Raw genomic sequence first — 8,388 nt, 5'->3', positions numbered from 1 at the left:
ATCGTCACTTTTGACTCCAATGGTGGCAGTAAAGTGCCGTCACAAACGGTTGGCTTCAACGACCTAGTGAAAGCACCGACCACTCCCGTGAAAGAAGGCTATCAATTTGTTGGCTGGTATAAGGATGCAGCGCTTAACAATGCATGGGACTTTGCGAAAGATAAAGTAACAGCAGACATAACGTTGTATGCGAAATGGACAAAGGATAATTATATTGTTACTTTTGATTCAAACGGAGGCAGTAAAATCCCTTCACAAACAGTGGCATATAAAGCTTTAGTGAAAGCCCCTGCTAATCCAAAGAAGGAAGGCTATTTGTTTATCGGCTGGTATAAAAATAAAGAATTCACAAAAGCATGGGATTTTGCAAAAGATGTCGTCGCAGAAGACTTAACATTATATGCTCGATGGATGAAGGAGAGTAATGGTTGTGATATTACTTTCAAGGATATTGATCATAACTGGGCACAAGATATGATTAAAGAAGTTGCCAAGCGATGCATTATTATAGGTTATCCAGATGGCACTTTCCGACCAAATGATATGACGCAACGTCAACACGTAGTACTTATGATTGACCGTGCATTACAACCAATACCAATTCGAGAGTCTGTCTCCTTTTCGGATGTCCCTAAAAGCCATCCCTATTATGAACAAATCACACGACTACAACGAGCGGGAATTGTGGATGGTTCAAACGAGGCATTTCGTCCAAACGCTTATATCACACGTGCCCAAATGGCAAAAATGATGGTGCTTGCATTTGGCTTAACGCCAGCAGGCAATAGTACGTTTAAAGATGTCGATCCATCGCATTGGGCAAGTGGATATATTGCCGCTCTAGCAGACCATAACATTGCACTAGGTGATGAAGATGGTAATTTCAGACCGAATGAAAATTTGACGCGTGCACAATTTACGGCGTTTATGTACCGAGCGCTTAATTTATAAGTCTTACCATAAAGGGATGTATCGTAATTTTGATACATCTCTTTTTCTATTTTAGGAGCTGAACTTAATCATGCCAAGGCGAAATTTATAGAATTGATAATCCTAAAAAGACCTAAAAAGAAGAAGATTTTTAGGATTATCAAATTATGTAACAAAACGAACAAATAGTGATTTTGCTTGTTGTAAAATGCTTGTTATAGTTTAAATATCCTTTAAAACAAGAGGCTTTATTCACAGTTGTGCAAAATAAGTGAATCTAATGAGAATAAGATAAAATTGTTGTTTAAGGGAGTGAAATACTCATCGGACATCTGTTTTTTTGTGAACTTTGATTGTCTAGAATAGTTATAAAGTATTAATAATGATGCTTTTTAATGTTTAGTGTCGTGGAAAAGGGGAATAAAGTTATTGATAAGAGCTATAAAAATCTTATTTATATTTGACACAGCTAGAAATTGCTAGTGCAAGACATTGAGGTGTTTTTATGTATAATTTTTTAGATCGTTCCGCTTTACAAAGAATAGAGGTTTTACATCAGATGTATAAAGAACAGAGACTATTTTCAAGTTTAGAGTTATCTCAAGAAATGGCTCTGTCAGAAAGAACAATATTAAAAATAATTGAGGAAATATCAAGGGATTTAAAAATTATTACAGAATCTGCTGATATCCAAAAAGTTGAGAATAAATATTTTCAATTAGACTACAAAGACAATTTCTCTATTAAAACTATAGAAAGATATTATTTGCAAAATTCCTTAACATATAAAGCTTTTGATGAGATTTTTTACAATAATTTTAATGATATTAATATGTTTGCTTTAGAAAATTTCACCAGTGTGGCCTCCATGTATAGACGTATAAAAAAAGTGAAACCTTTGTTAAGTCAATTTCATTTAGAATATACATCTCATGAAAAAGTCATTCTAGAAGGTGAAGAAAAACAAATTCGTTATTTCTATTTCTTGTTCTATTGGAATTCGTGTTGGGGAGAAGTATGGCCATTTACTCTCGTTTCAAGAGAGGAAATACTAGAAATAATGAAGGAAGTAAAAATAGAATTCTCAGAACCAATTTTATACTGGCTTGCTATTTGCCTAACACGTGCAAAATTAGGTTGCTTAATCGAATATCATCCAATGTATGCAAACTTTACGCAGCATCATCATAACTATGAGCAATTATCGGAAAAAATTAAGTATATATTTAAAGAATTTACAATGCTATCAGAAGAAGAAATTGAATTAGAAACAATGTTTTCATTTTCCATAATTAGCTGTATGCGTCATTATCAGAAAAAAGATAATACAGTAAGTTTATTGATGAATTTTGCACAGCACCATAATCAGGAACTATTCATACAAGCCACTTTATATTGGATGGAAGTATTTATGGATCATTTTTCTATTACTTTAGATGTGGAAGAATATGGAGCACTCTTTGTAAATTTACTACATCTTCATTATTTTATTTTAACCTTCTCTAGTCCAGCAAATTTATTTAAAGAAGATCATTATAAAATGCGATTAGAAATGCATGAAGCTACTCAAATAGAAATCATGAATCAGTTTTATGATCGGCTATTGGAAAATAAGAACTTCGAAAAAGTATTTAAACATAGAGAAGTATTGATTGGCCGATATCATAAATTACTAAAACAAACACTAAGCTTTGTTAATAGATATACCATTAAAATAAAAATATTTTCAATAATATACGATGTTCCTTATCTATTCAATCAAATAAAACGTGTTTTTGTTCACGTTGATTTATGTTCTGAAGATGAAGAAGCGGATTTAATTATATCAGATCGCTTATACATGAATATTAAAAAAAATCCAGAAGATATATTTGTTTGGCATTCAATTCCTGAGAGAGGGGACTACGAAAGGTTAGCAAGAAGACTACAGGAAATCTATTTTGATAAGTACCAACAGCCAAATAAGTTATTATTGAAAACTTTACTAAGTGATGTTTAAAAAATGGAGGTTATCTATGTTCTGGAAAAATAAAAATAAACAGATAGATCACGCCTTTATATTACTCGATAGTAATATAAAAATGAATATTCAAAATGGCAGTGAAATAGAGAAACAAATAAAAATGATCCATTTTTCGATAGAAGAGTTACAAGTATTAAAAAACTTGCAGCCATTTATTGTAGAAAAAATAGATGACATTGTTGATTATTTTTACAAGAGTCTAGCATTAGAAGATTCTTTATTGAGATTAATTACTAATAATAGTTCAGTGGATGCTTTGAAGAAAACTTTGAAATTACATATTTTAGATATGTTTTCTGGAATAATTGATGATGAATACTTTATAAAAAGAGCTAGAATAGCACAAATGCATGTGAAAATTGGTTTGCAGACAAAATGGTATTTAAGCGCTTTTCAAAATTTGTTTATTACAGTTATTGAGATTATCGAAAAGAATCTTTCTGAAAAAGAACTTTATTATTCTAGTGTAAAAGCACTCTCAAAATTATTTAACTTAGAGCAACAAATAGTTCTTGAAGAATATGATAAAGAGATAAGTAGAATTAAAGAAAAATCAAATAAACAGGTAGAAACAACTAAAAACCAAGTTGTGAATTCAACTGAAAATTTAGCAGCAATTTCAGAACAAACTAATGCATCATTTCAGGAATTACATATACTTTGCACAGAAATGATAGAGATCGTAAATACCGGAAAAGAGTTATCTACTTTAGCAGAAGAGAGAGCTGAAAATGGAAAATTACAAATAAGTAAACAGAATAGTAATATGAAGAAGGTTCATGAGGCAGTCCAAATAATCTCCATAGATATAGACGAATTGTTAAAGATTACAAAGGAAGTTCAAGGCATTATAGATATCGTCACGAAAATAGCAGATCAAACAAATTTATTATCTTTAAATGCAGCAATTGAAGCAGCAAGGGCTGGCGAAAATGGCAGAGGATTTGCAGTTGTAGCAGAAGAAGTTAAGAAACTATCAGAAGTAACGAAAAAATCAGTCTTGAATGTAGCTCATTTAGTTTTATCCACCGTATCTAATGTGGAAAAGTTATCTACTTCACTTGATATGATTAACAAATCTGTTCATGACGAACATCAAATTATGAAACAAACAAATATATTTTTTGAGCAAATTTTAAATTCTATGAAGGAAACACAAGAACATAATAAACATTTACAAGATGAACTGGAGATTTTTATCGGTGTGGTAAATGAGTTGGGGAAATCATTTGAAGAAGTTACATTGTCAGCTGACGGACTTGCTAGTTTTGCTAATGAATTAAACAATTGATGAGGGGTTTTCTGAATGAGCAAAAAAATGCCAAAAGAATTAACGTATTATTTAAAATTGGGTGATGCAGTTGTAATTGTTGGTGAAGATCAATTAATTATTGATGTAAATGAACAATACGAAACGATCACCGGCTATAAAAGAGAATTTCTAATTGGGTTATCAGTAGAGGATTTAAAATCGAGTGCAACGCCATTTGTTATGTATAAATCGTTGAAAAATACATTAAGAAATGGAAAGCCGTGGTCTGGGACAATGGTTAATGTCAACAAATCATTAGAGATAAGGCACTCATTTATAACAATCACTCCAATTGACATAAAAGGAATTATTTATTATGTAGGAGTAATGCGCATGGCAGAACAACTATTGATAGAGGAAGTGGATCAGAAACAAATAGATCAAAAGGAGTTATTTAAATTGTTAGCTCTATCAAGTGAAATGCGCGATGTAGATATCGCAGAACATCTTCTAAATGTGCAAAAGCTAACAGAGGAATTCTTACTAAGCCTTTTTGAAGAGAGAACATATAATTTATCTGTAGACTATATTAGTAATGTTGTACAATACAGCGTATTACACGACATTGGAAAATCGAGTATACCAGAATCGATACTGTATAAAACCGGTTCACTAACAATCTATGAAAAGAGAATTATGGAGATGCATCCTCTTATTGGTGTAGATGTATTGGATAAACTATCCCATGAAATGAACAATAAACTTTTTCAGGATATAGAAATAGCCCAAAATATTATTAAATTTCATCATGAGAATTGGGATGGAACAGGATATCCAATGGGATTAAAAGGAGAAGAAATTCCTTTTGAAGCAAGAGTTATATCAATAGTAGATGTATACGACGCTTTAGTTAGTAATAGAGCTTATAAAGAAGCTTGGACAAAAGAAGAGGCCCTTGCTTATTTAAATGAACAGAAGGGCATTAAGTTTGACCCTAATTTAGTAGAAGTGTTTGTAGAAAAAGTAATAGGCAAGAATAGTATTTTATTAAAATAAAACAGAGTGTTCAGATAAAAAATATATGTAATAGTAACCGAACTTTAATCTATAAAAAAGAAGTACAAGCTTTTATGGGCAGTTTCACGACATTTCTTAGGTACAAGTTAGAGGAGCAAGGAAAAAAGTTAATGTGGTCAAGTAAAGGAATCTCTATCTTTTCTGAGCATACATTCCGCTGTGAATGTGGATTTGTAGCAGGGAAACAGGGATTGGAATATCGTCATCAACATCAATCATGAAGCAGGATTGTGTTTATTAGCATAGCAAAAAGAACTTTTGGAACAAGAGGGATAGCTCAATCAGTTTTCATTGGCACTAAAAGCAACGATGAGTCAGGAAGCCCCCACCTCAAAAAACGTTAGGTTTTAAGTGGGGGCTAGTTTTTCACATTATTGTTATTAAGGTGGAGAGGAAATGAAGTTTTATAAAAATTTATCTTTGGTTGGAAAGTTCGGAATATTCAATATCGTTATACTGGCTGTACTTGTAATTATAGGGGTTACTGGGATATATGGTGTTAAAGAAATGAATGATAATGCAAAGTATATTTATGACGAAAATGTAACTTCTGTTTATTTATTAAGCAATATTTCCATTAATCAGCAAAAAATAACTAATTTAAAGTTTAAGCTATTTTATAATTCGCAAGATACCGATGAGAAGATTGGATATTACGAAAAAATAGTAGCTTTGGACGAAGAAAATAGTCGTATTTTTAAAGATTTAAAGAACACAGAAATGGGAAGCGAAGAAAAAAAGTTAAGTAAGGATTTAGAACAAGTACTTGAAAGTTATAAAGGTATACTAGAATCCATTTTCCAACAAGCTATCTCTGATGGGGACATAGGAGATGTTGATGAATTACTAAAGCCTCTATTAGAAAAAGAACAGCAGAGAGATAATCTTATGGAACAAATAGAGGGAATAAATATCAAGAGTGCTGAAATGAAAAGCGAAGAAAATGATGTAGCCTATAAAAAAACATTGTATAGAAACATCATTATTATAGCTATTGCTCTAATAATTAGCGTAAGTGTTTTAGTTTATTTAAGCAGATATATCAAAAAGGCAATCTCCAATATTAAAGATGTTGTATCTGGAGTTGAAGAGGGAGATTTATCACGACATGCTGAGGTGATCTATTCTGATGACCTTGGGAAAATTACTGAAGGGTTGAACAATTCAATTTCACATATTCAGGATCTTGTTTCTAGTGTTAGTAGCACATCAACACAAATGAGTACTTTAAGTGAAGATTTAACTGCAACTATTGAAGAGATTACTGCATCAATGAATGAAATTGATACAACTTCAAAGGATGTCGCTATGGGGAGTACTACACTAAGTGCAACAACTGAGCAATTAAATGCCACTGCCATTGAGGTGCTTGAAAGTACAAAAAAATTAAATGAGAAAACAGAATATAGTCTGAATTTCTCGCAAAAAGTAAAAGATAGAGCAATTGAAATTAAAGAAACAGCTGTTCAAGCATATAGTACAGCTCGTAATTTATATGATGAGAAACAAAAGCTAGTTTTAGAAGCGATTCAAGCTGGAAAAATCGTATCTGAAGTAAAAGTAATGTCTGATACAATAGCAGATATTGCTGCTCAAACCAATTTGTTAGCCTTAAATGCAGCTATCGAGGCCGCAAGAGCAGGTGAGCAAGGTAATGGCTTTGCTGTTGTAGCTGATGAAGTTCGGAAATTAGCTGAACAATCATCTGAAACTGTTCAAAAAATACAAATTGTTACTAGTGAAGTAGAAAACGCATTTACGAATGTGTCTACTAATGCTCAAGAGCTATTACACTTTATAGATAATAAAGTAACACCTGATTATGAGCTTTTCCAAAACAGTGGAATTCAATATGAAGAAGATGCTATGTACTTTAATACATTAATAACTGAAGTGACAACGTTTGTTGGAACGATGAAATATTCTATGTTAGAAATACAAAAAGCGATTGAAAATGTAGCTACTGTCGCTATAGAATCGTCTGATCAGTCAAATGGTATAGCAAAGGGTATTTCAGAAGCATTACAAGCCATACAGCATGTAGCAGAGTCATCCGTACAAACTGCAAGTATCGCTGAAAAAATTTCTCAACAATTAAATAATTTCAAGCTATAGGATAGGAAATAGTACCTACGGGTAAAAGACGTTGAATAATGTGAAACTTCAAACCTTTGGGTGTAATGGTCATTGAAACGCAGTTAATCCCAATCTCTCCTAAGTAATGCCATTTTCGCATGGATGAACAAAAATTTTTTCCTTTCATATCATATGTGAGAATGGATTTTACGTTATTGAGGAGGAAAAGGATGCATTGGATAGCCATCATTCTTATTGGGATAGCTGCCAACTTAGATAACTTAGGAATTGGCCTCGCCTATGGTATTAAACGAGTAAAAATACCCGTATTATCCAACATGGTGATTGCGCTTATTTCAATGATTATCACATTTGTAGCGGCCACTACAGGTAGCGTAATTATTGATTTTGTCTCTCCAAAGTTTGCGAATTTGCTAGGAAGCTTTTTACTTTGTGTTATTGGGTTGTGGACTTTATTATCTAGTCGCTTTTCGAAACAAGGGATCTTGGAAAATCCTGAAGTGTTTGATGAGGATAAAAATCATATTATTTCATTTAGAGAAGCAATGACACTTGGCTTTGTTTTATCTGCCAACTGTTTAGCGGGTGGAATAGCACTCGGGGCAAATGGTATTTCTGTAATATGGACAGTTATCTCTATCGGAGTCTTTTCGTTCGTAACAGTAGCTACAGGAACTCACTTTGGTGCTTTATTAACAAAGACGTTTATAGGAAAACACTCAACGGCTATTTCAGGAGGGCTACTTATTCTTATAGGGGTTATTGAAATGTTTTCTTAAGTTAGCGATTCTGTCATGCGTGGCGATTATCGTTTTGTCGTCCAAGGTAAAAAGGAGTTTTCCTCTTTCATTGGGAAGCTTCTTTTTATATGAAGAAAGTCGTCGAAGTAAAATTCCTGTAGTCTGAGAAATCTGATCAGGTAACACATGCAACTGCTCGGATAAAGCACATAATCGCTCGGGTATGCCGAAAAAGTGATCGGGTAAAGCCCAAAACCGCTCGGGTATGC

Annotated in this window: 6 protein-coding genes; all 6 read left to right on the top strand. The window is 32.7% G+C overall.

Annotated elements, in window-relative coordinates; all coding sequences use genetic code 11:
- The coding region (locus QRN68_RS12475; RefSeq protein ID WP_285397220.1) for an InlB B-repeat-containing protein at positions 1–951 on the top strand (951 nt) is incomplete at its 5' end.
- A 484-nt stretch (positions 952–1,435) separates the two neighbouring features.
- Entirely contained in the window at positions 1,436–2,929 is a 1,494-nt protein-coding gene (locus QRN68_RS12470) for a helix-turn-helix domain-containing protein (protein ID WP_285397219.1), read from the top strand.
- Between the two features lie 16 nt (positions 2,930–2,945).
- Positions 2,946–4,244 carry a globin-coupled sensor protein gene (locus QRN68_RS12465; protein ID WP_285397218.1) on the top strand — a complete coding sequence of 433 codons (1,299 nt, stop codon included), beginning with the start codon at positions 2,946–2,948 and terminating at the stop codon, positions 4,242–4,244.
- 15 nt (positions 4,245–4,259) lie between these two features.
- The gene (locus QRN68_RS12460; protein ID WP_285397217.1) at positions 4,260–5,261 is read left to right on the top strand and encodes an HD domain-containing phosphohydrolase; all 1,002 of its coding nucleotides are present in this window, start codon (positions 4,260–4,262) and stop codon (positions 5,259–5,261) included.
- Between the two features lie 417 nt (positions 5,262–5,678).
- On the top strand, positions 5,679–7,397 hold the full coding sequence (locus tag QRN68_RS12455) for a methyl-accepting chemotaxis protein (RefSeq protein ID WP_285397216.1): 1,719 nt from the start codon (positions 5,679–5,681) through the stop codon (positions 7,395–7,397).
- 191 nt (positions 7,398–7,588) lie between these two features.
- Positions 7,589–8,158: a manganese efflux pump gene (locus QRN68_RS12450; protein ID WP_285397215.1), complete on the top strand. Its 570-nt coding sequence runs from the start codon at positions 7,589–7,591 to the stop codon at positions 8,156–8,158.
- The last annotated feature ends 230 nt before the right edge of the window (positions 8,159–8,388 follow it).

This window comes from Lysinibacillus sp. fls2-241-R2A-57 (assembly GCF_030209535.1).
GTDB lineage: Bacteria > Bacillota > Bacilli > Bacillales_A > Planococcaceae > Lysinibacillus.
This window is presented reverse-complemented; position numbering and strand designations above follow the sequence as displayed.